Annotated in this window: 18 protein-coding genes and 1 pseudogene; 10 read left to right on the forward strand and 9 right to left on the reverse strand. The window is 57.2% G+C overall.

The window, feature by feature from the left end; translation table 11 throughout:
- Positions 1–55 precede the first annotated feature (55 nt).
- The 4 genes from AC1MEE_RS20270 (at position 56) to rlmF (ending at position 5,112) form a co-directional block, all read left to right on the forward strand.
- Positions 56–484: a DNA polymerase III subunit chi gene (locus tag AC1MEE_RS20270; RefSeq protein ID WP_480411348.1), complete on the forward strand. Its 429-nt coding sequence runs from the start codon at positions 56–58 to the stop codon at positions 482–484.
- 7 nt (positions 485–491) lie between these two features.
- Positions 492–965 carry a DNA polymerase III subunit chi gene (locus AC1MEE_RS20275; protein ID WP_480411349.1) on the forward strand — a complete coding sequence of 158 codons (474 nt, stop codon included), beginning with the start codon at positions 492–494 and terminating at the stop codon, positions 963–965.
- Positions 966–1,116: 151 nt separating this feature from the next.
- A complete protein-coding gene (locus AC1MEE_RS20280) occupies positions 1,117–3,963 on the forward strand; it encodes a valine--tRNA ligase (protein ID WP_480411350.1) in 2,847 nt (948 codons plus the stop codon).
- Between the two features lie 180 nt (positions 3,964–4,143).
- On the forward strand, positions 4,144–5,112 hold the full coding sequence (rlmF, locus tag AC1MEE_RS20285; RefSeq protein WP_480411351.1) for a 23S rRNA (adenine(1618)-N(6))-methyltransferase RlmF: 969 nt from the start codon (positions 4,144–4,146) through the stop codon (positions 5,110–5,112).
- A gap of 146 nt (positions 5,113–5,258) precedes the next feature.
- On the opposite strand, the gene AC1MEE_RS20290 is transcribed toward rlmF, so the two are convergent.
- Entirely contained in the window at positions 5,259–5,540 is a 282-nt protein-coding gene (locus AC1MEE_RS20290) for an HU family DNA-binding protein (RefSeq protein WP_480411352.1), read from the reverse strand.
- Positions 5,541–5,956: 416 nt separating this feature from the next.
- On the opposite strand from AC1MEE_RS20290, the gene yejK reads away from it, so the two are divergent.
- A complete protein-coding gene (yejK, locus tag AC1MEE_RS20295) occupies positions 5,957–6,958 on the forward strand; it encodes a nucleoid-associated protein YejK (RefSeq protein WP_480411353.1) in 1,002 nt (333 codons plus the stop codon).
- Between the two features lie 6 nt (positions 6,959–6,964).
- Positions 6,965–7,315 (forward strand): glutaredoxin domain-containing protein, encoded by a 351-nt coding sequence (locus AC1MEE_RS20300; protein WP_480411354.1) that lies wholly within the window; start codon positions 6,965–6,967, stop codon positions 7,313–7,315.
- 329 nt (positions 7,316–7,644) lie between these two features.
- Here the strand turns inward: AC1MEE_RS20300 and AC1MEE_RS20305 are convergent, their stop codons facing one another.
- The 7 genes and pseudogenes from AC1MEE_RS20305 to glnQ form a co-directional block, all read right to left on the reverse strand.
- The gene (locus AC1MEE_RS20305) at positions 7,645–8,577 is read right to left on the reverse strand and encodes a glutathione S-transferase family protein (protein ID WP_480411355.1); all 933 of its coding nucleotides are present in this window, start codon (positions 8,575–8,577) and stop codon (positions 7,645–7,647) included.
- Between the two features lie 84 nt (positions 8,578–8,661).
- Entirely contained in the window at positions 8,662–8,979 is a 318-nt protein-coding gene (locus AC1MEE_RS20310; RefSeq protein ID WP_480411356.1) for a GIY-YIG nuclease family protein, read from the reverse strand.
- A 114-nt stretch (positions 8,980–9,093) separates the two neighbouring features.
- Positions 9,094–14,526, reverse strand: a complete 5,433-nt coding sequence (locus tag AC1MEE_RS20315; protein ID WP_480411357.1) for an NEL-type E3 ubiquitin ligase domain-containing protein — start codon at positions 14,524–14,526, stop codon at positions 9,094–9,096.
- 209 nt (positions 14,527–14,735) lie between these two features.
- Positions 14,736–15,212 (reverse strand): nuclear transport factor 2 family protein, encoded by a 477-nt coding sequence (locus AC1MEE_RS20320; RefSeq protein WP_480411358.1) that lies wholly within the window; start codon positions 15,210–15,212, stop codon positions 14,736–14,738.
- 89 nt (positions 15,213–15,301) lie between these two features.
- Complete coding sequence (locus AC1MEE_RS20325; protein ID WP_480411359.1) at positions 15,302–16,597, reverse strand: CynX/NimT family MFS transporter; 1,296 nt, start codon at positions 16,595–16,597, stop codon at positions 15,302–15,304.
- 602 nt (positions 16,598–17,199) lie between these two features.
- Positions 17,200–18,624 (reverse strand): IS1182 family transposase, encoded by a 1,425-nt coding sequence (locus tag AC1MEE_RS20330; protein WP_480410535.1) that lies wholly within the window; start codon positions 18,622–18,624, stop codon positions 17,200–17,202.
- A 354-nt stretch (positions 18,625–18,978) separates the two neighbouring features.
- Positions 18,979–19,074 (reverse strand): annotated as a pseudogene (glnQ, locus tag AC1MEE_RS20335) (glutamine ABC transporter ATP-binding protein GlnQ); the annotation flags it as partial.
- 119 nt (positions 19,075–19,193) lie between these two features.
- Between glnQ and AC1MEE_RS20340 the strand changes: the two are divergent.
- The 4 genes from AC1MEE_RS20340 to AC1MEE_RS20355 all read left to right on the forward strand — a co-directional run bounded on the left by AC1MEE_RS20340 (position 19,194) and on the right by AC1MEE_RS20355 (position 21,097).
- Positions 19,194–19,688, forward strand: coding sequence for an Hcp family type VI secretion system effector (locus tag AC1MEE_RS20340; protein ID WP_480411360.1), 495 nt, complete (start codon positions 19,194–19,196; stop codon positions 19,686–19,688).
- Entirely contained in the window at positions 19,676–20,389 is a 714-nt protein-coding gene (locus AC1MEE_RS20345; RefSeq protein ID WP_480411361.1) for a DUF4225 domain-containing protein, read from the forward strand. The genes AC1MEE_RS20340 and AC1MEE_RS20345 overlap by 13 nt, the downstream gene beginning before the upstream one ends.
- A complete protein-coding gene (locus AC1MEE_RS20350) occupies positions 20,386–20,691 on the forward strand; it encodes a hypothetical protein (RefSeq protein WP_480411362.1) in 306 nt (101 codons plus the stop codon). Before AC1MEE_RS20345 ends, AC1MEE_RS20350 begins: the two co-directional genes overlap by 4 nt.
- Before the next feature lie 88 nt (positions 20,692–20,779).
- Entirely contained in the window at positions 20,780–21,097 is a 318-nt protein-coding gene (locus AC1MEE_RS20355; protein WP_480411363.1) for a hypothetical protein, read from the forward strand.
- A gap of 93 nt (positions 21,098–21,190) precedes the next feature.
- On the opposite strand, the gene AC1MEE_RS20360 is transcribed toward AC1MEE_RS20355, so the two are convergent.
- Positions 21,191–21,955, reverse strand: coding sequence for an amino acid ABC transporter ATP-binding protein (locus AC1MEE_RS20360; protein WP_480411364.1), 765 nt, complete (start codon positions 21,953–21,955; stop codon positions 21,191–21,193).
- Positions 21,956–21,962: the final 7 nt, after the last annotated feature.

Consider the following 21,962-nt stretch of genomic DNA (forward strand, 5'->3'; position numbering starts at 1 on the left):
GTTGGCCGCCTGGCTGATGCGCCCTGCGCCCTGCGCTTTGGAACTGACAACTGACATGACCCAAGTCGACTTTTATATCCTGCCCAGCGCCGATCCTCTGGCGCGCCTGGACTTCGCCTGCAAACTCAGCGAAAAAGCCTGGCGCCTGGGGCATCAGGTGTACGTGCATTGCAGCGATGCCGCCCAGCGCGAGGACCTTGACGCACGACTGTGGCGCTTCAAAGGCGAAAGTTTCGTGCCCCATGGCGCCGCGGAAGACGATCAGGACGCCCCCATCGTGCTGGGCCTGGGTGATGACCCAGGGCAACATCAGGATTTGCTGATCAATCTGGACCTGCGCATCCCCGATTTTTTCAAGCGTTTTGCCCGCGTGGCGGAAGTCGTCGTAGAAGATCCTGCAATTCGTCAGGCCGCACGAGAGAGTTTCCGTTTCTATCGTGAACAGGGTTATCCTCCGCAAGATCACCGTTTACAGCGTTTCTGAGCACATGATGGATACTTCAAAACACCTGAAAGACTCCGCGCATCTGCTGGATGACCTCGAGTCGATCCGCCAACTGCTCGGCGATGATTCACTGCAACCTCCATTGCTGACCGACACCGTCGCCACCGAGGTGCAAATTCCGCTGTTGTTCGACGTGGTGGGTGCTCAGGCGGCCGCTGCTGCCCGGGCCGACGTCGTTGAAACCAGGCATGTTGAAACTGAGCCTGTTGCCGTAGAGGCTTTAGACTTCGAAGACGACGAGGCGGACATTCCGACCCTGACGCCCGAACCCGAAGCGGTGCAATCCGAGCAAGCCAATTCCAATCCGGACACTCTGCTGCATCTGGACGACGAACTGCGCGCCGCCGCGCAATTGATCATGCAAGACGTGATCGACGACTTCGCCCCGCATATCGAAACCGAAATCAAACGCCGCCTCGATGCACGGATGGAGCGGTTGTTGAGTCAATATCAGGGCTGAGCTAAAAGCTGCAAGCCTCAAGCTGCAAGAGGATTCCGTGCCACCGGCCCACCGCTGGTAGCTTGCGGCTTGCCGCTTATGGCTTGCAACTGCCCCTCCCGCTATACTTGCCGGCTTTCCTGAATTAATGCCTATTAGGGTCCCGCCGCGCATGGATAAGACCTACCAGCCGCACGCCATTGAAACTTCCTGGTACCAGACCTGGGAGTCCGAGAACTATTTCGCTCCGCAAGGCGCGGGTGACTCGTACACCATCATGATTCCGCCGCCGAACGTCACCGGCAGCCTGCACATGGGTCACGGCTTCAACAACGCGATCATGGACGCCTTGATCCGCTTCCGCCGCATGCAGGGTCGCAACACCCTGTGGCAGCCGGGCACCGACCACGCCGGTATCGCCACGCAAATGCTGGTGGAGCGTCAGATCGAAGCCCAGGGCTTGAACCGTCACGACCTGGGTCGTGAGAAATTCCTCGAGAAAGTCTGGGAATGGAAGGACCAGTCTGGCGGCAACATCAGCCGGCAGATCCGTCGCCTGGGTTCATCCGTGGACTGGAGCCGCGAGCGCTTCACCATGGACGACGGCCTGTCGGAAGCGGTGAAAGAAGCGTTCGTGCGCCTGCATGAAGACGGTCTGATCTATCGCGGCAAGCGTCTGGTCAACTGGGACACCAAGCTGCACACAGCGATTTCCGATCTGGAAGTGGAAAACCACGACGAGAAAGGTCACCTGTGGAACCTGCGTTATCCACTGGCCGACGGCGTCAAAACCGCTGATGGCCTGGATTACCTGATCGTCGCCACCACGCGCCCGGAAACCATGCTCGGCGACGCCGCCGTTGCGGTGAACCCGGAAGACGGGCGCTACAAGGCCCTGATCGGTAAGTTTGTCGAGCTGCCGCTGGTAGGCCGGCGCATCCCGATCATCGCTGACGATTACTGCGACCCCGAATTCGGCACCGGCTGCGTAAAAATCACCCCGGCCCACGACTTCAACGACTATGAAGTCGGCAAGCGCCACAACCTGCCGCTGCTGAATATTTTCGACAAGAACGCCGCCGTATTGCCTGTCGCGCAAGTGTTCAACATCGACGGCACGCTCAATGAGCAGGTCGATGGCACCCTGCCCGCCTTTTATGCCGGCCTCGATCGCTTCGCAGCGCGCAAGCAGATCGTCGCTGAGTTCGATGCCCTCGGTTTGCTGGTGAGCGTCGATGATCACGCACTGAAAGTGCCCAAGGGCGACCGCTCCGGGACCATCATCGAGCCGTGGCTCACCGATCAGTGGTACGTCTCCACCAAGCCGCTGGCGGAACCCGCCATCGCCGCCGTGGAAGATGGCCGCATCGCCTTTGTGCCCAAGCAATACGAAAACATGTACTTCTCCTGGATGCGCGACATTCAGGACTGGTGCATCAGCCGTCAGCTCTGGTGGGGCCACCGCATTCCGGCCTGGTACGACGAGTCGGGCAAAGTCTACGTCGGTCGCGATGAAGCCGAAGTCCGTGCCAAGCACGATCTGGGGCCGGACGTTGCGCTGCAACAGGACAACGACGTTCTCGACACCTGGTTCAGCTCGGGCCTGTGGACCTTCTCCACCCTGGGCTGGCCACAACAGACCGAGTTCCTGAAGAAGTTCCACTCCACCGACGTGCTGGTCACCGGCTTTGACATCATTTTCTTCTGGGTCGCCCGGATGATCATGCTCACCATGCACTTGGTGAAAAACGAAGACGGCACGCCGCAGGTTCCGTTCAAGACCGTCTACGTGCACGGTCTGGTGCGCGACGGCCAGGGTCAGAAGATGTCCAAGTCCAAGGGCAACGTTCTTGACCCGCTGGACATCATCGACGGCATCGAGCTGGAAGAACTGGTGCAGAAACGCACCACTGGCATGATGCAGCCGCAACTGGCAAAGAAAATCGAGAAGCAGACCCGTCAGGAGTTTGCCGACGGTATCGCCAGCTATGGCACCGACGCCCTGCGCTTCACCTTCTGCTCGCTGGCCTCCACCGGCCGCGACATCAAGTTCGACATGGGCCGCGTCGAAGGCCATCGCAACTTCTGCAACAAGATCTGGAACGCGGCACGCTACGTTCTGGACAAGGGCGAAGACTGTGGCCAGAACGGCGAAGCCGTGGAGCTGTCGCTGGCGGATCGTTGGATCATCTCGCAGCTGCAACGCACCGAAGCCGAAGTGACCCGTCAACTCGACCAGTTCCGTTTCGACCTCGCCGCCCAGGCCTTGTACGAGTTCATCTGGAACCAGTATTGCGACTGGTACCTGGAACTGTCCAAACCTGTGCTGTGGGACGAAACCGCACCGATCGAGCGTCAGCGCGGCACCCGTCGCACGCTGGTTCGCGTACTGGAAGTGGCGCTGCGTCTGGCTCATCCGTTCATGCCCTTCATCACCGAAGAAATCTGGCAGCGCCTGGCACCATTGGCTGGCGTGAGCGGCAAGACGATCATGCTGCAACCGTGGCCCGTGGCCAACGAAACGCGCATCGATCAGGCCGCCGAAGACGACATCGAATGGCTCAAGGGCCTGATGCTCGGCACCCGCAACATTCGTGGGGAAATGAACATCGGCCCAGGCAAGCCGCTGCAATTGTTCCTCAAGAACGTCAACGCCGAAGATCAGCGTCGCCTGGACGAAAACGACCACCTATTGAAAAAACTGGCCAAGCTCGAATCCATCACCGTATTGGCTGCTGGCGCAGAAGCGCCGCTGTCCGCCACGGCGCTGGTGGGTGAGATGGAAGTGCTGGTGCCGATGGCGGGCCTGATCGACAAGGCTGCTGAACTGGCGCGTCTGGACAAGGAAATCCAGCGTCTGCAGGGCGAAGTGCAACGTGTGGGCGGCAAGCTGTCCAACGCCGCCTTCGTTGACAAGGCACCGCCTGACGTCATCGCCAAGGAACGCAGCAAGCTGACCGAAGCCGAACAGGCGCTGGGCAAACTGGCTGAGCAACACGCACGCATCGCCAGTTTGTAAGGGCGACATCAACGCTGGCTCGTTCGCGGGCCAGCTTCTCTGTAGGAGCGCGCTTGCCCGCGATATGGCCAGCCCTGACACCGAAGGTTTTGATCATAAAACGCGGTGCCTGATCTATAGCAATCGCGGGCAAGCGCGCTCCTACAGCGTGATGCACCTGCACCCACAGAATCGAATGCCATGACAACCCCAGACAAACCCAAAGCCACGCTGCACCCGCGCAACCGCCACCAGGGCCGTTACGACTTTCCGAAACTGATCAAAAGCAGCCCGGAGCTGGCGCAGTTCGTGGTGATCAACCCATACGGCAAGGAAAGTATCGACTTTGCCAACCCGACCGCCGTCCGCGTGTTCAACCGCGCGCTGCTCAAGTCGTTCTACGGCATCGCCCATTGGGACATTCCGGCAGACTATCTGTGCCCGCCGATCCCGGGCCGTGCTGATTACCTGCACTTCCTCGCCGACCTGTTGGCTGAGAAGAATGAGGGTGTGATTCCCCGTGGCGCTTCGATCAAGGCGCTGGACATCGGCATGGGCGCCAACTGCGTCTATCCCCTGATCGGCCACAGCGATTACGGCTGGCAGTTCCTCGGCTCGGAGATTGATCCCACCGCCGTTGCCGCCGCGACCGCTATCGTCAAGTCCAATGGCCTGCAGAAGGCCATCAGCCTGCGCCTGCAGGGCAATCGCCAGCAGATCCTGCTGGACCTGCTACACAGCGACGAACGCTTTGACGTGAGCCTGTGCAACCCGCCGTTCCACTCGTCCCTGGACGAAGCGCAACGTGGCAGCCAACGCAAATGGCGCGCCCTGGGCAAAGCTGATCCCAAGCGTAAATTGCCGGTGCTGAATTTCGGTGGGCAGTCGCAGGAGTTGTGGTGCGAAGGCGGCGAGATCGGCTTCGTCACGCAACTGATCAACGAAAGCAAACAGGTGGCGCGTCAGGTGTTCTGGTTCAGCACCCTGGTGTCGAAGGCTTCGAACTTGCCGACGATTCGGAGCACGCTGAAGAAAGCCGGGGTTTTCGACAGTCGCGTGGTTGAGATGTCGCAGGGTCAGAAGCAAAGCCGCTTCGTGGCCTGGACTTTTCTCGACAACACGCAGCAGCGGATCTGGCGTGAGACGCGCTGGGCGGCGGCGAAAGGCTGACGCACCGCGTCGAGCCATTCGCAGGCAAGCCTGCTCCCACAGAAGATCACATACCCTGTGGGAGCAGGCTTGCCTGCGAATAGCGGACACAAAAAAGCCGTGCCCGGAGTGATCCGGAGCACGGCTTTTTTACAGCAAGCAGATGCTTACTTGTTAACCGAGTCGCTCAGGCTTTTGGCCGGTACGAACTTGACGACTTTCTTGGCAGCGATTTCGATGGCTGCGCCAGTCGATGGGTTACGGCCAGTGCGAGCTGGACGCTCGGTGATTTTCAGTTTGCCGATACCTGGCAAAGTGATTTCGCCGCCATTTTCCAATTGATCAGCAACGATTTGACCCAGTTGATCGAGAGCGTTGCGCGCGGTGGTTTTCGGCGCGTCGATGGCTTCAGCGATATCGGAGATCAGTTGGTCTTTAGTCATTGCCATGGTGGTGTTCCTTCCCTATCAAATTCATGTGGATTGCAGAATGAGGCGTCGGCCTGGGGCCAGGCAATGTACCTGGCCCTCCAGTTGCAGCCACGATTAATCGCGAAATGTAGATACTGAAATCGGACTTTGGTTCGACCTGACGCGTACAAACTGCATGCTCAGCGCTCTTCAGATGCGCAAGACCGGGCAAAACTAGCACAGAGACGATCAAATATCCGCACCTACCTACCCATTTGGTCAGCTTTAGAGTGCTATCGCGTGAAAAATGCCGGGGAAATGCCCGATTCAGGCGAAAAACCGGGGCTTGCGGGACACATCTGCAGTGCCCAAGGTGCGTTACACTTGCCGACTTTGAATTGAGCGCAGGCTCCCACGCCGCTCTTCATACTCCGATTACCCCAGCCGAGAAGCCCATGCCGATCCGTCATTGCATCGTCCACCTGATCGACAAAAAACCCGACGGTACGCCAGCAGTCCTCCACGCACGCGACTCCGAACTCGCCGAGTCCCAGGCCATCGAGAACATGCTCGCCGACCTCAACGAGAGCTACAACGCCAAGCAAGGCAAGGCCTGGGGCTTTTTCCACGCCGAATCCGGCGCGCACCCGTTCAGCGGCTGGCTGAAGGAGTACCTGGATGGCGGCAAGGACTTCACCGCGTTCAGCCGGATCGCGGTCGAGCATCTGCAAAAGCTGATGGAAGAATCCAACCTCTCGGTCGGTGGTCACGTCTTGTTCGCCCACTATCAGCAAGGCATGACCGACTACCTGGCCATCGCCCTGCTGCACCACAGCGAAGGCGTGGCGGTGAATGCCGACCTGGATGTGACGCCCTCGCGCCATCTGGACCTGGGCCAATTGCATCTGGCCGCACGGGTCAATATTTCCGAATGGCAGAACAACAAGCAGTCCAGGCAGTACATTTCCTTCATCAAGGGTAAGAACGGGAAAAAGGTTTCTGAATACTTCCGCGACTTCATTGGTTGCCAGGAAGGTGTCGACGGCCCGGGTGAAACCCGCACCCTGCTCAAAGCGTTCAGCGACTTCGTCGAAAGCGAAGACCTGCCGGAAGAGTCCGCCCGCGAAAAAACCAAGACCCTGGTGGACTACGCCAGCAGCCAGAGCAAGATGGGTGAGCCTATGGGCCTGGAAGAACTTTCCGGGTTGATCGACGAAGAGCGGCCACGGGCGTTCTACGAACACATCCGCAACAAGGACTACGGCCTGTCGCCGGAGATCCCGGCGGACAAGCGCACCCTCAACCAGTTCCGGCGCTTCACCGGCCGCGCAGAGGGCCTGTCGATCAGCTTTGAAGCCCATCTGCTGGGCGACAAGATCGAATACGACGAAGAAGCGGGCACCTTGATCATCAAGGGCCTGCCGACCCAATTGACCGACCAGTTGAAACGGCGGTAAGCCCCCATGCTCATGCGCACGCTGAAGAAGTTCGTCTTGATCATGCTGGTGGTTGTGGCCTACCAGAACTGGGGCAAGATCGAACACTTCTTCAACCCATCCTCCGCCGTGGCGACGCAAAGCCAGGCGCAGGCCAGGGTCACCCTGTACGCCACCGACTGGTGCGGCTACTGCAAACAGACCCGACGCTTCCTCGACAGCAAGGGCATCCCGTACAAAGAGTTCGATATCGAGAAATCAGCTGAGGGCCGCAAGACCTACGAAGCGTTGGGTGGACGTGGCATCCCGCTGATCGATGTGAATGGCACGTTGATCAGGGGATTCAGTGAAGAGGCGATATTGGCGGCATTGAAGTAAAAGCTTCACCTGTACAGGCTGTGTGAAAACCTCCGCGACCGATTAACTGATTAAAAACCGACCTGAAAATCGCGTTCCTACGTGAAATCCAGGTCTGTCCAGCAGCCGATCTATTTCTGAATTGACGTACGAACGCGCAGTTCAGTTTTCTGTTGGGGTTTTCACACAGCCTGTGTAGGAGCGCGCTTGCCCGCGATGGATTGCGAAGCGATCCCCAAAATGCTGAACACAGTTCTACTGCCAGAATCGCGCTCGCTGATTCCAGGACCGCTGCGCGGTCCATCGCGGGCAAGAACTAGGCGTCCCCCCCGCTCCTACAGAAGATGGACTCAGCGCGCCTCGATCCGAAACCCAAACCGCGGAAAGTGCACATGCACCACACCGGCACGCTCGTCTTCGCGACGCAGGATCAGTTCTTCGCTGCCGTTGAACACCAACTCGCCTTCTACCGGGTCGACGCCATAGTCCGTCGCGCTGATGGCGACTTTCTGGCCGACGGTGAAGCCGTTCGGGTCGGTGAAGTCTTCATCCGGCAGCGGTGCCGGTGTGGCGTTACGTGCGATGTCCAGCGCTTCGGCCGAGTCCAGCGCTTTGAACGCGCCATGCCCCAGACCTTCCACGCGCTTGTACCACGCAGCGATGGCCGGGTAGTCATCGACCAACGGTGCGGTAACCGAGGCTTGCTTGAGGAACCACAGGCCATGGGCCATGGAGAAGTCAGCCAGTGACGGCTCCCCGAACAGGAAGTCGCCGTTGCGCTCGAGCTGTTGCTCCAGGCGCGCCATCAATGTCGGCCATTGGTGTTGTGCCTGCTCCAGAGGAACGCGCACGGCGTTGCCCCCCGTAAACAACCCGGCACGGTCGGTGACGAAGGCTTTGACGCCTTCAGGTGGCAGCCTGGCGAAACGTTGAGCAACGGACGCTGGCTGAAAGGCCAGGCTGATGGAATGCATGAAGATCACTGAGTCGGCCCAGGCCGCGAAGCTTGCGACCGTGAATTCCTGGCCTTCGGGAAATAACGCTGGCGAAGCTTTTTCCTGCTCCAGACGGCGAGCGATGATCGCCGTGTCGCAATAGATATCCGCGCCCACTTGCAGCACCGGTGTCTTGCGATAGCCGCCGGTCAGCGTTGTCAGATCAGGCTTGGGCATGATCGGCGAGATCACCACCGACCGCCACGACAACCCTTTGAAACCCAGCATCAAGCGGGCTTTTTCGGAGAACGGCGACGTGGAGTAATGGTGCAGGATCAATTCGGACATGCTGGACTCCGCCAAGCGAGATGGAAACCCCAGCTTAGCGCGCAAACCCTTGGCAGCCTACCCGATACACCTGATACCTGCTTATCACCGAGGTAGATGAACCATGCTCAGGGCCAGTGCTTCCTTGGCGCTTTTCTTCAGTTTTTTGATCAACCGCTCCTGACGCAACGCCTCGCCTTTGTCCACGCAAGCCTCGACATACACCAGCGCTACGGCAGGGCTTGAATAAAAAAACCGTGCCCCCTTGCCGCGTTGATGGGCGGCGAAGCGGCGCTGGGGATCATCGCTGATCCCGCAGTACAACGAACCGTTGGCCGCGCGCACCAGGTAGACGAACCAGGGCTTTGCGGCGCTGGTCGCTATGGGTATTTCGCAGCGGGCAGTAGAGAGTGATTCTGGCATGGCGCCTGTCGACAAAAATGGGCTGGGCGATTCTAACAGACACATCCCATCAGGCCATTCGCAGGCAAGCCTGCTCCCACTTTTGTGGAAGCAGGCTTCAAGGGCACCCAAACCTTATTCGTTGTACCTGACACCCTCGCGATGAGTCAGTTGTTTGATCAGGTTCAACTCCTTCTCTTTTTGTTGAGTATCCAGGGCCTTGGCCCACTCCAGATATTCATCGTTGATCTCGGGGAACTGGTCTTCCAGCTGTACTCGCTTCAGCTCAAAGCCGGCCTGCAGCTGCGTGAACTCCAGGGAGTATTCTTCTCGGAGATAGACAGTCCAGAAGTCGCGGTTCGCGGCGGCGCTCAGAAATGCTTCGCCATTCTGGCTCTCCAACACACTGGCCTGAACGTCGAGCAGCTCTTCGTTGGTAACGCCGGCCAACGTTCGATAAAGCATGTTTCCGGGAGGAAGCGGTAAATCCAGCCGCTCTGCCAGGCCCAGACGGTAGGACAGCCGCACCTCTGCTTCATCTCGGTTACGCGTATTGCGGCGTGCGAAACGATCGACTTCATCCAGGCGGAACAACCGTCGCATGAGTCGATAAAGCGTTGAGCCTCGCTCGGCAGGCACCACGTCACGCAGCGAATCACGGGTGAATACCTGCACTTCCATCTGATTGAACTCCAGCCTGACACCGTCGCCGCAGGTTCGGCTGGCAATGGCTTCTTCGGCCATGGCGTTGAGCAGCGCACGCAGCTCCGCGTCTTGGGCTGCGGCGCCGAGAATGTGCCAGACCCGATGAGTCAGTGCGTCACGCGCCCTCTGAAAATCGGCTGACTCCTGCAGACGACCGATCAATGCCATGAAGAAGGGCGCATCGTCAGCCGTTTCGAGCTGGTCCCACAAGGCCCGTCGCGCGACGACTTGTTCGCTTGAACCCACGATCCATAGCGCCGGGTTGACAGCGACCGGACTGACAGCGGCATGTCCATGTTCCGAAGCATCCGATTCCGAGGAGGTCCTTTCAGTCGGCATGCTCAGGATATCGTCCGGTAAATCCATATAGAAACTGAAGGATCTACGGTTCCCGTAGTCAGAGACATGAGCCGCTATCATCGTTTCCCCTGACAATGGATTACCTTCCAACGATATCTCAGTATGCGACCAATCGTTATAGGGGTTATCGAGGATTTCCGTCGGTAGTTCAGTGATTTGATTCCGCGCCAGTGACAACGAACTGATGTTTCCCGGCAGCAATTCGGTGAGCCATTCAGGCCAGTGTTGCAATCCGGTATTGTCCAGCGCCAGTGACTGCCAAAAGTGGTCTCTCAACACCGGCGAATCTACAACCTGCCCCATTCGATTGCCGCTCAGATCAAGATGCACCACCCTGCTCAAGCGACTGACGAATTCCATGGCCTGTTGGTCCAACAGCATGCCCTGATTCACCAGCCCCAATTCCCTGAGGTTGGGCAGCTCGGCCAATACTTGGGGAGGCGTAACTAACGGCGGAACATGGCCCACGATGTCGAGACTGGTGAGCTGCTGAAACTGTCGAAGGAACTGACTGAGCTGCTCCACACTGGCCGCCACATTGCGCAGTTCGATGCCGTTGACGTTGCGATAAAAGGTTTCGGGCAATAGCCGCGGAAAGTCGGCCAGCTCGATGGACTCCAGGCGTACCGGCAGCGACGCTTGCCCTGTAACGGTATTACGCCAATGCCTCATCACGGTGTCACCGATCTGTCTTCTGGACTGCACTGTCGCCTCGCTCAAAGGCGCCGTCGAGCTCGAGGCAGCTGGCCAATCACGCAATGCATCGTCTAATGCGGCCTGCTCGTCCAGCAATGTCTCCAACTGCGACTGGAGGTCGGCAGGAATATCCAGACTGAACCGGAATGAGCGATTGGGCCCCGCTTCGCGAAGGCGAGCTTCAATGATGGTACTGCGGGGTAATCGATTGCCCTGGAGCGAGACAGCCGTCGTGTGTTGCGGGTTGAGCGGATTGCTCAATAGATGATCAGGCAAGTGGGTGATGTGATTGTCGACAAGTGACAGCTCCCGTATCTGCCCGGGCACTAGCGTGTCGAGCCACGCGGGCCAATTTGCCATGCCTGCTCGGTCCAGACTCAACTGCTGAAGGTTCAGATGGACATCACCGGGCTCTGTCGAAACGAAATTACCGCTCAGATCCAGGCGCTCAAGGTCGGATAATCCGCCGAACAGGTTGATATCCCTGGGGCTGAGCAACGCATTCTGGTTGATCAGGCTTAACGTTCTCAACCGCGGCAGGCTGGTTGAAATCACGCGCGGGAGGTCATAGTAGTTGGGCAGCCGATAAATAGCGGACCCCGACCGTGTGATCTCCAGTGATGTGATGTGTGGAAAACGACTCAGGAATTGTTCCAACAGGTGCGGATGAGCCTGGCTACGCGCCGGAAAAGCAACCGGATCGACAGTGCGAACCGTATCAACGAGTTGCAGACGTTGAATACGCGAGTAGAAAAAATCCGGCAGTTGCGTCGGAAAATCCGACAAGGCCACGCCGTTCAGGCTCAACGTTGAAGACGCCGGTGTCATGGGTACACTGGAGAGCTGCCAAAAGGACTCGATCGTGTTACCGATTCGGGTTCTGCCTGCCACTCGCGCTTCGCTCATGCTCGGGAACGTGCTGGTGGCCTCGGCCCAGTTCGACAGGCTGTTGCGTAACGCATGCCGCTCGTCCATCAGCACAGACAATCGGGCATTGATGTCCGCGTTGGACAGGCCGGTGCTGCGCATGTCGGCGAGAACCTGCTCCGGGGTCAGCCATTGCAGGTCGAGTAGACGGATCTTGTCCAGCAAGTGCTCTTCGAGAATATCCCCCGAAAGCCTGCCCCTGCCGCTCAGGTCATAACCCAGACGCCCCTCTTTCATGCGCTTGGGCGCGTTGAACTTCAGCAGTTCCTCGCGTTGCCCGAGCAGACCAGCCGTTCGGATGCGATCACTGGTCGCGAGCTTTGCAAGCGCTTCGGCCAGCGCCGGACCCTGGGCGACATGAGGGAACCCCATCGCCCGACGAGGCCCGTCCGGCAAAGCATGCAGAATGGAGTCATACAGGTTGTTGCCTTCGCGAGCCAGGTTGTTCAGTGCATGGCCCTGTGCGTCGAAGGCCTGATAACCGCCCTCGAATTTGACCAGCGTCTTGAACTCCGCGGCGTGTTCGCTGCCAATGCTGTCGAGCACTACTCCATGAACAGAACCCTGACGAACTTCAAGCCGCACCTGATCGGACCAACCCGGCAGGGACTCCAATAAGTGCAGGCTGAGGGTTTCGGTGTCGGGGCTCACGACTGACTTCAGGTAAAAGCCTTCAAGGGCACGGTTCAGTCGCGTTTGTCGCACATGCCAGGCAGCGGCTTCGGCGTAACGCAGCGGAACGCGCGCCATCTCCAGCATCTGTTGTCTTTCAGCAGGAAGAGAGGTGGCCAGCAGATCTTCGGCCGCCGACAACGGCAGTGTAGGGAAGTCGCGCTGCAGCAATTGCACCAAGGGGTCGCTGGACACCTCGCTGGCGCGGTAGCGTTGTTCAAACAGCTCAGCGCGAGTCTTGGTCGACGATGTTGCCAAGGTCTCCAGCTGGAGATCCAGTTGGAAACGCTTGATCGTGTCGCTCAGTTGGCCGGGCGTCACTGCACTTTGTGCATGAACCTGGACCAGTAACGACTCGTCGGCCTCCGTCACCGCAAGAATCTGCTCGGCGGTGGCGTTGGACAGCCCCGACACGGAATGCCCCAGGCGCTTGAACAGCCTGTCCCTGGCCCATTGCTCCGGCTTCTCGCCTGCGTGCCGGAAGGCTCCGACGCCGTTGCTCTCCAGCTCGGGAGAAAAAAGATAGCCATTGTCCGGGTGTTTTATCGACCATTTGTTCAGGTCACGCCGGTGCTGGACTTCGTAGAGTTGATCATCGATCGACAGGTACTTTTTCCCCTCCTGCTCGAACACACCCTCGATATCCGGCGTCGCCCCTTCGGGAAGTTTCATCGAGGACTGAAACGGCGTCAGCTCCGGTTTCCAGAGTCGAGTCTTGCCATTAAGCAGTTTGATGGGGATCACCTGACCCACGAACTGATTGCTGGTCAGCGGCGCAGGTTCAGGCAGTTCTGCCGCACCCGCGGCTTTGCCCAACGCGACCATGAACGCAAGATTCGCGGCAGCCCCCATCAAATGATCGAGACCCTCTTCAAGGTCACCGTGGCTCAGGTCTTCGAGGCCGTGGTACACCTCGCTGACCAGATCCACTGCCGCAAGGGCCAACATGATCTGACCCAGACCCGGCACAAAAAAGGCGGCGACATTGGCGATATTCATGCCCATAGCCAACCAGGACTTGAGTCGTTCCTGACGGCTTTTTGCGTCTTCGTCTTCGGTCGGCACGGCCAGGAACCGAGCATTGTCCTTGAGCAAGAACATTTGATAGGTGTACATCCATCTGAACAGGTTGCCTTCAATCACCTCGGTATCGAGGACCAGATCAGCCTTGTAATCCGGTAAACGTTCCCAGAGGCCCGTGGTCCAGCGATTGCCATCGAGGGGAGTGAGGGGGAACAGATGCCGCTCTAGTCGACTGAAGAATTCGACGCGTTTTCGTTCACCGATAAAGCGCGCAAAAAACGAACGATAAGACGCGTCCATCAATCGGCTTCGAAGATCGTCCTCCAGTTCAGTGAGGTTGGCGTACTCCTTCAGCGGGTTGACCGGGTCCTGCGGTATGTACAGCACCAGCGGCACTTGGGTAAATGTCCATGTACGCTGCGGCCTGATCAGCACTACCCTCGGGATATCGAAGTCGAACAGCGTCAGACGCTCCAGGAGAATAAGTTCGCCGTTGAACCGGGGCTCAGGTTGCTGCCTGGCGACCGCCACCACCGCCGAGCATGCCGCCTCGCTAATGGTCTTTTTGATCAGGGCCGCGCGCGCGCAAACCTCCATTTCGGCTTTGTCGTTGAGGATGAATACCGACCGGGCATTAAAACGGGCGGCATCCGAAGCGTCCCCCGGCGCAGCGTCGGGTTCGAGCACGCTGGCGAGGTGGTCCTGGTATTGGCGACCCAGATTCACATGGCGGCATACATCGGCGAATTGTTCGGGGGTGATCTTTTTCGGCTGGTCCATCCCGCCCCGGAGAACCAAGTCAGCCCGCAAGCCGCCTGCCACGGACTCTTTCGCCTCAAAGTTATGCAGGGCCGCTTCCAAGAGTGACAACTCCTTAAAGCGAAGAGCTTTGGTCGCCAGCGTGTCGTTCGTGATGTCGAGGCCTGGCCCGAATCGGTCGTCCAGCGCCTTGCTCAGCAGTGGCGCGGCAAACTCGGTCAGGCCCTTGAGCGGTTTGAGTAGCTGTTTCAGTTTGGCCTTGGCCAGCCGACTGGCCAACAGCGCGCGGCAGTAGTCTTGTTGCGCTTGAGGCGAAGCCTGGACGAAGGCGGGAGGCAGGTTTTTCTGGATGAGTTCAAGCACCGGGTCTTGCTTGAATTGTTGCTGTAGCCGTTCGAGCGTCGGTGAAATCGGGGTGATGGTCATGTCGCACTTTCCTTACTGCTGAACAATAAGGAAGTGACGGTATCGATAGCGGCGCACAAAAAAGCTTAGATAAATACTACGTGTGCAGTACTACGTGAGGGGACTGATTTGTTTTTGCGCTTTTTTAAAAACCAATCTGTCCCCAACGCTTTTGAGATCAGGAGCCAGGACGGGGACAGATTGATTTTCGATGAAGCGCTGAAAATAAATCAGTCCCCTCGTCCGGCCTGAAAGACTTTCAATCCCTTCTGCGCCTGCGCCCGGATCGCGTTCTGCACCAGCGGCGTCCAACCCAGCAGCAGGCCTTTGGTGCCCAGCGCCTGACGCGACCAGCGCCACAGGTCGAAGTGGTCGTGGTGCTCGCAGATCTTGCCGTCGCGAAACACAAAGCGCGCCTGGATATCGTTGACCACGGTGTTGCCGGTCTGGGTGAACAGGTAGGTCGCGACCCAATGGGCACCGCCGGTTCGTTCATCGGCGCGCACGTTGTCGAAGGTCACGGAAAAGTCCTTGGCCCGCGAGGTCAACATGCGCCACATATCACCGGCTTGCCGACTGCGCAGCTCGCCAAACACGGGATCACTGAACACTACATCCTCGGTGTAACAGGCACTCATGGCCTCGGCATCCAGCCGGTTGAAGGCCTGGTAGAACTCAGTGATCACCGCGCTGTTGGCATCGCTCATGTAGCAGCCCTATAGGAAAGAAAGATGCGTGCACGATAGTCGGCAATCCAGTACCTGACCATCGGCATTAGCCTCGGGAATACCGGCAGTCAGACTTTCTCGCTGGTGACCTGTACATACCGTGCGCGCCCGGCACCCAGCCCGAAGACGGTGGCCCCCAGACCGAGCACACCGAAGACCCAGCCCACGGCATTCCAGCCCCCCGTCAGGTCATGGATGATGCCCACCGCGAACGGTCCCAGGGAGGCCAGTGTGTAACCGAAACCTTGAGCCATGCTCGACAGATTGGCCGCGACATGGGCATCCCGCGAGCGCAGCACGATCAAAGTCAGCGCCAGGCTGAAGGTGCCACCCTGCCCCAGGCCCAGCACAATGGCCCAGCCCCACAGACCGTCGAGCGGCGCGTACAGGCAACCGAAACAGCCGCCGAGCGTCAGCAGCATCACGATCAAAATCGCCAGACGCTGGTCCTTGCCGCGTGTCGCCAGCCAAGGCGCAGTCAGGGCACTGATCAGTTGCACCATGATCGAACCGGACAGCACCAGACCTGCCTGGGTCGGCGACAGGCCACGACCGATCAGAATCGATGGCAACCAACCGAACACGATATAGGCCAGCGATGATTGCAGGCCCATATAAAAGGTGACGTGCCAGGCCAGCGGATCACGCAGCAATCCGCGCACACGGTAGGCGACTTGATGCAAGCCGTGCCCCTGATGCGCCTGGGGCAACCAGAATACCGCCGCGACCAGCGCCGGGATCACCCAGAAACCGAGGCCCATGGACCAGCTGTCATCGAAGTGCTGACTCAACGGCACGGTCGAGCCCGACGCCATCGCTGCACCCAGACACAGGGCCATGGTGTAAACGCCGGTCATGGTCCCGGCCTGTTTGGCGAAATCGCGTTTGACGATGCCCGGCAGCAACACGCCGATGATGCCGATGCTGGCCCCGGCCAGAATGCTGCCGGCGAACAGTCCGGCTTCCCCGAATGAGCTGCGCAGGATGATGCCGCCCGCCAGGGTCAGCAGAATGCCCAGCACCACACGCTCACTGCCAAAGCGCCGTGCCAGCAGCGGTGCCATCGGCGCGAACAAGCCCAGACACAGCACCGGCAAGGTGGTCAGCAACCCGGCTTTGGCCGCCGACAACCCGAGGCTTTTCGACACGTCGCTGAGCAGCGGCGCCATGCTCGACAGCGCCGGACGCAGGTTCAAGGCCACCAGCACCAGACCCAGTAGCAGCAACCAGGGACGCTTCAATACCGGGTGGCTTTGTTGCACCTGTTCATCGTCGGCCTCGGCATCGATCAGCAACTCATCGAGCTCGTGAGGCAAGGAAGCATTGGCTTGGAGGGTGCTCGCCTGAGGCAACTGGGTCGTCATTTGATTATCTGGTCAGGATTTATAGGCTGGCTGGGCATCCTGTTGTAGATCGGCAGAGAACACAAGTTTGGGGCGGGATTGCACACACACTTTCAACTGTCTGTGGGAGGCCCCGCCCCGTCTTCGACGCCGCGCTGTCGCGCAGCAAACTCGGTCCCGCTTCTGCCCGGGAGGGCGTAGGAGCTGACTTGTCTGCGATCGGCTGCGAAGCAGTCGCAAATAGGGTGGACACGATATCGCTGGAAGGTCCTTCGTGTCGGACGCGACCCCGGCCTATCGCAGTTCAAGTCAGCTCCTACAGACTGTAGAAAACCCACCCTTATGTTTCAATCAGTTACAGGTTGTTTGATGAGAGGCCTCGCCGCGTTTTCGACGCTGCGCTGTCGCGCAGCAAACACGGTGTTGGGTTCGCTCTGAATCTGTGCAGGCTGTGTGAAAACCTGACGATCATGTTTCAAACCAACGCCCCGACTTGTCGGGGCGTTGGTTTTTGGCCTTTGATCCCGAAATCATCGCTGTTCGTTTTCACGTCGCCGGGACAAAGCGTTTTGAGCGCTCCATGGCCAGTCCTGGGACGTTTGTCAGGCGCAAAAAAAGGCTGCTTAGCCCATCTTCGCCATCATTTCACGCGCACCCAGCACATTGATCGCCCTTTTAAAGTTATAGGCAAGCACCGCCAGCGACATCTCTATTCGCGCGCCTTTCAGTTGGCGTAGCAAGAACCGTCCATTGCCCATGATCCATTGCTTGAGGTTGCCGAAGGGGTGTTCAACGATGGACCTTCGTTCAACCATCTTCTCCGGATGCGCCTGCATGCGCTGCTCCATTCGCTCAAAAGCGGCCTCATGCGCATGCCGCGTTACTTTCCGGCGGGAGGTCTTGGTGCACTGACTTTTCAGCGGGCAGTGGGCGCAGTCACTGGGCAGTGCGTGGTAAATACGCGTGCCGCGATTCAGTTGCGTCAGCGTCAGTAGCTTGCCATTCGGGCACCGGTACTGATCGTCCAGGGCCTCATACGTAAACTGGGTGCGGTCAAAGAATTTTACGTCCCCGCCCCGCGTGTTGATCGTTCGATTCAGCGGCACATACGCCGTGATACCCGCGTCTTCACAGGCCTGGAATTGTTTGCCGTGGGAATATCCGGCATCGGCCACTACCGTCAGCTCTGACTGTTGCAGTACTTCTTTAGCCGCTTTGGCCATGGGTTCAAGCTGTTTGCGGTCATCGCCGTCCTGAGTCACTTCGTGGTGCAGGATCAAGCCGTTCTCGGCATCCACCGCCGTCTGCACGTTGTACGCCACGGCCATGCCTTGCGGCGCCCGCATCATCCGCGCCTCGCTTTCGGTGCTGATGAACTGCTCGACTTCCAGCGCCTTCATCACCTGCTGACGGGTCAGGTTGTTGTCTCGTTTGTTGCTCAGACGGGCCAAAGCGGCTTTGACTTTCTGCTTATCCACAGGCTGATCGGCGTCGTCTTTGTCCGCCCGATCAAGCTCCGCCAGGTACTGGGTAATCTTCTTGTTCAGTATTTCCTCATCGCGCTTAAGGTGCTTGAGGCTCATATGACGGCGCTTGGAGGCCACGGCTTTGAATTTGCTGCCGTCGATAGCAACCAGCTTGCCGGCGATTAGCCCCACTTCACGGCAAAAAAGAATGAAGAGTCGGCAGATGGCGGCGAATGCGGCACCGTTGTCTCTGCGGAAATCGGCGATGGTTTTGAAGTCAGGTGCGAGCTGATTGAGCAGCCACATGACTTCGATGTTGCGCAGGCATTCGGCTTCGAGGCGGCGTGACGAACGGATGCTGAGGAAATAGCCGTAGAGATAAAGTTTGAGCAGGTCTGCCGGATCATAGGGCGGGCGCCCGTTGCCCTTGAGGACAGCCTTGTCGAATCCCAGCTCCCGCAGATTGAGCTGGGTGACATAGGCATCAATGACTCTGACCAAGTGGTCTACCGGAATGGATTCTTCCAGCGACACCGGAAAAAGACTGCTCTGATCGCGCGCTATGCCTTGGATGTATGCCACAAAAATGCCCCCAATCTTCCGATGAAGGCATTTTCTTAGACCGTTGCAAGAATTGCCAGGTTTTCACACAGTCTGTGTGAGAGCAGGCTTGCAACTACGCGTCCCGCTGCGAATGCATTGGATCAGGCTCAAATATTCCGCAAGTCATGACGCTCTTCTTTGCACGACTGGCCTCTTCGCAGGCAAGCCTGCTCCCACAGTCGATCCAGAATATCCGAAGATAATTAATTAAAACCAATGACTTACAGGTTACTTGATGAGAGCAGGCTTGCCTGCGAATCCCTTGACGCGGCGTGCCTGATAGACCGCCTTCACGGCGGGACGCGTAGTTACAAGCCCGCTTGTGTCCAGGCGTAGGAACAGCTTGGTATGGGCGCTTTGCGGGTTGTCGAAGAAGTCGTCTGGCGCGGCTTCTTCGACTATTTCACCCTTGTCCATGACGAAAAAACGGGGGTATGCACGTTTCATAAGTTTTCCCAAATAAGCGCAAGAAATTCGGAAACCTCCTACATACCCCCCAAAACTATTCGCAATAGAATAGTCGGCAAACTCATCAGGATAATCGCTTTATGGCTAATCACGGTTACATGACTATCACGGGCAAGACTCAAGGTCTTATTTCAGCAGGCTGCTCAAGCCAGGACTCTATTGGTAACAAGTGCCAGATTGGGCACCTGGACGAAATAATGGTGCTGTCTTTCAGCCACAACATGTCTAACATTGGAAATGTCAATCACACCACACACCGACCGATAGTCATCACCAAGAATATTGACAAATCATCTCCTTTGCTGGCTCAGGCTCTAGCAACCCGAGAAATTGTCACCTGCGAGATTAACTTCTACCGAATTGCTTCGTCTGGCACTTATGAAAAATTCTATACGGTCAAAATAAATGGTGGCCTGATTGCTGATCTGACCATGGACATCCCCCATGCCATCTTGCAAAACGACGCGGAGGCTCAAGAGCATATTGCTATTCGCTACCGTGATATTACCTGGACACACCATCTGGCAAAAACCAGTGGGTGGAGTATATGGAGCGATACCGAATGGGACAGTTAAGTAAACACCAAACACCCAGCAGCTTTGATTTTTGGCAAGTCAGCCACGCGGCCAGTTACTTGATGAACCAAGCCTGCACGCTCGGGGCGCGATACCTACAGGATGGAACACTTCGGCTGCAATTCAACCGTGAGGTTGCTTATTATGCGCGGAGTATTGTCAGGGATGTTGAGCAGGGGGTGAAAAGTCCTGAGCAGGGGCTTAAGGAGATAAAGAAAGAGCAGGACAGCTTGATAGGTCAGTCTTGGGATATAGCGCAAAAAGGGGCTGGAATTATCGCTGGTACTGTGCAAGTCGTCACAGGTGGTGGGATTTGCTATGCCTCTTTGGGAACTTTGTGCGCATTCGTCGGTGTTCCGCTGATGTTACATGGTGCCAATAACGTGTATGAAAGCGGAATTAATCTTAAGGAGCGTCGTACGGATACAGAGGGACTAGTTAGGAAGGGCTATCAAGGAGCAGCAAAACTCTTTGGGTACGGCGTTCGCGAAGGGAATGTCGTCTACGGTATAACCGATCTAGGATTGGCCGCATATAGTCTTGGTCGGTTGGTATTAAAACCGGATGCCTGGCGCTTGTTTAGATATGTTCGAACAGACTTCGTCCGGTCATATACACAGATGGGAGCTCCCGCAATGGGCCTAGAGGTATTTATCGACGCCCAAACAGTAATGCAAATACATCAAGAGATTGACAAATGATTTCTTGGCTTTTCCCTTTACTGGCTGCTGGTGGTATTGCCGCTGCCTACTATCTAAAAATACGTATATCCGGGGACGACTTAAACCATATCAAGCTTTATTTCTGCCTGGCATTCAATGCGCTCTTCGCCATTCCTTACATAGATATCGTTAAAAATAATGATTTTTTGTTCTTGGGGCATCGTCCCGACATAATTTCAGAATATCCACTTATTGGGTGGGTTGCATTTTTTTGCATATTTGCTCATGCCTTCGCGCTCCCTGTCAAAAGGAACGTCAAATGGTGGCTTTCGCGAAAATAACTGTCGTCGATGACCATTAGTATTCGTCCAGCAAGAACACGGAAGTAGTAATAGCAGATAGGATGCGGAAAGAATGAAAAGATAAACAATGAACAACATTATGTTCTATACCGGATTCACGTTCCTCAGCATCCTTTTTTACCTGCCATCATTGTGGGCTAAATTTGCATTTTCCGGCAGCAATTTTTCCACTCCTAAATTTTGGGGAGTCGTCATATACAATTCTATCTTTATGTTTATGCACATGAAATTTATTGAAAAAGAATACATCCCATTCATAGGCATAAAAGACAACTCAGTGATGGGATGGCTATCATTTTTTATGACCTTTGCTTATACCTATGCAATTCCTTTTCCGTGGAAAAGCAAACGATGGTTTTCACGAAAGCAATCAAAAGCAGATTAATTTTCGATGAAGCGCTGAAAATAAATCAGTCCCCTCACGACCCATAAAAAACCCGGACCTAAGCCCGGGTTCTTTATGCAACCTGCCGCTGAATCAATGCAAAATCTGGCTCAGGAACAGCTTGGTGCGGTCGCTTTGCGGGTTGTCGAAGAAGTCGTTTGGCGCGGCTTCTTCGACGATTTCACCCTTGTCCATGAAGATCACCCGGTTCGCCACGGTACGGGCAAAGCCCATTTCGTGGGTGACACAGAGCATGGTCATGCCGTCTTCGGCGAGGCCGACCATGGTGTCGAGTACTTCTTTGACCATCTCCGGGTCGAGGGCCGAGGTCGGCTCATCGAACAGCATGATTTTCGGCTTCATGCACAGCGCGCGGGCAATCGCCACCCGTTGTTGCTGACCACCGGAAAGCTGGCCCGGGAATTTGTTTGCCTGTTCTGGAATCCGCACACGCTCAAGGTAGTGCATGGCGATTTCTTCGGCCTGGCGCTTGGGCATCTTGCGCACCCACATCGGCGCCAGCGTGCAGTTTTGCAAGATGGTCAGGTGCGGGAACAGATTGAAGTGCTGGAACACCATGCCCACTTCACGACGGATCGCTTCGATCTGCTTGAGATCGCTGGTCAACTCGGTGCCGTCGACGATGATACGACCCTGCTGGTGCTCTTCCAGACGGTTGAGGCAGCGAATGGTGGTCGACTTGCCCGAACCCGACGGCCCGCACAGGACGATACGCTCGCCCTGACGTACGTTCAGGTTGATGTCTTTCAATACATGGAACTGGCCGTACCACTTGTGTACGCCCTGCATCTGGATCATGCCTTCGGCGCCCAGAGGCTGTTTGATCGCTTCACTCATCACAAAA

Source organism: Pseudomonas sp. ASL3 (genome assembly GCF_056680425.1).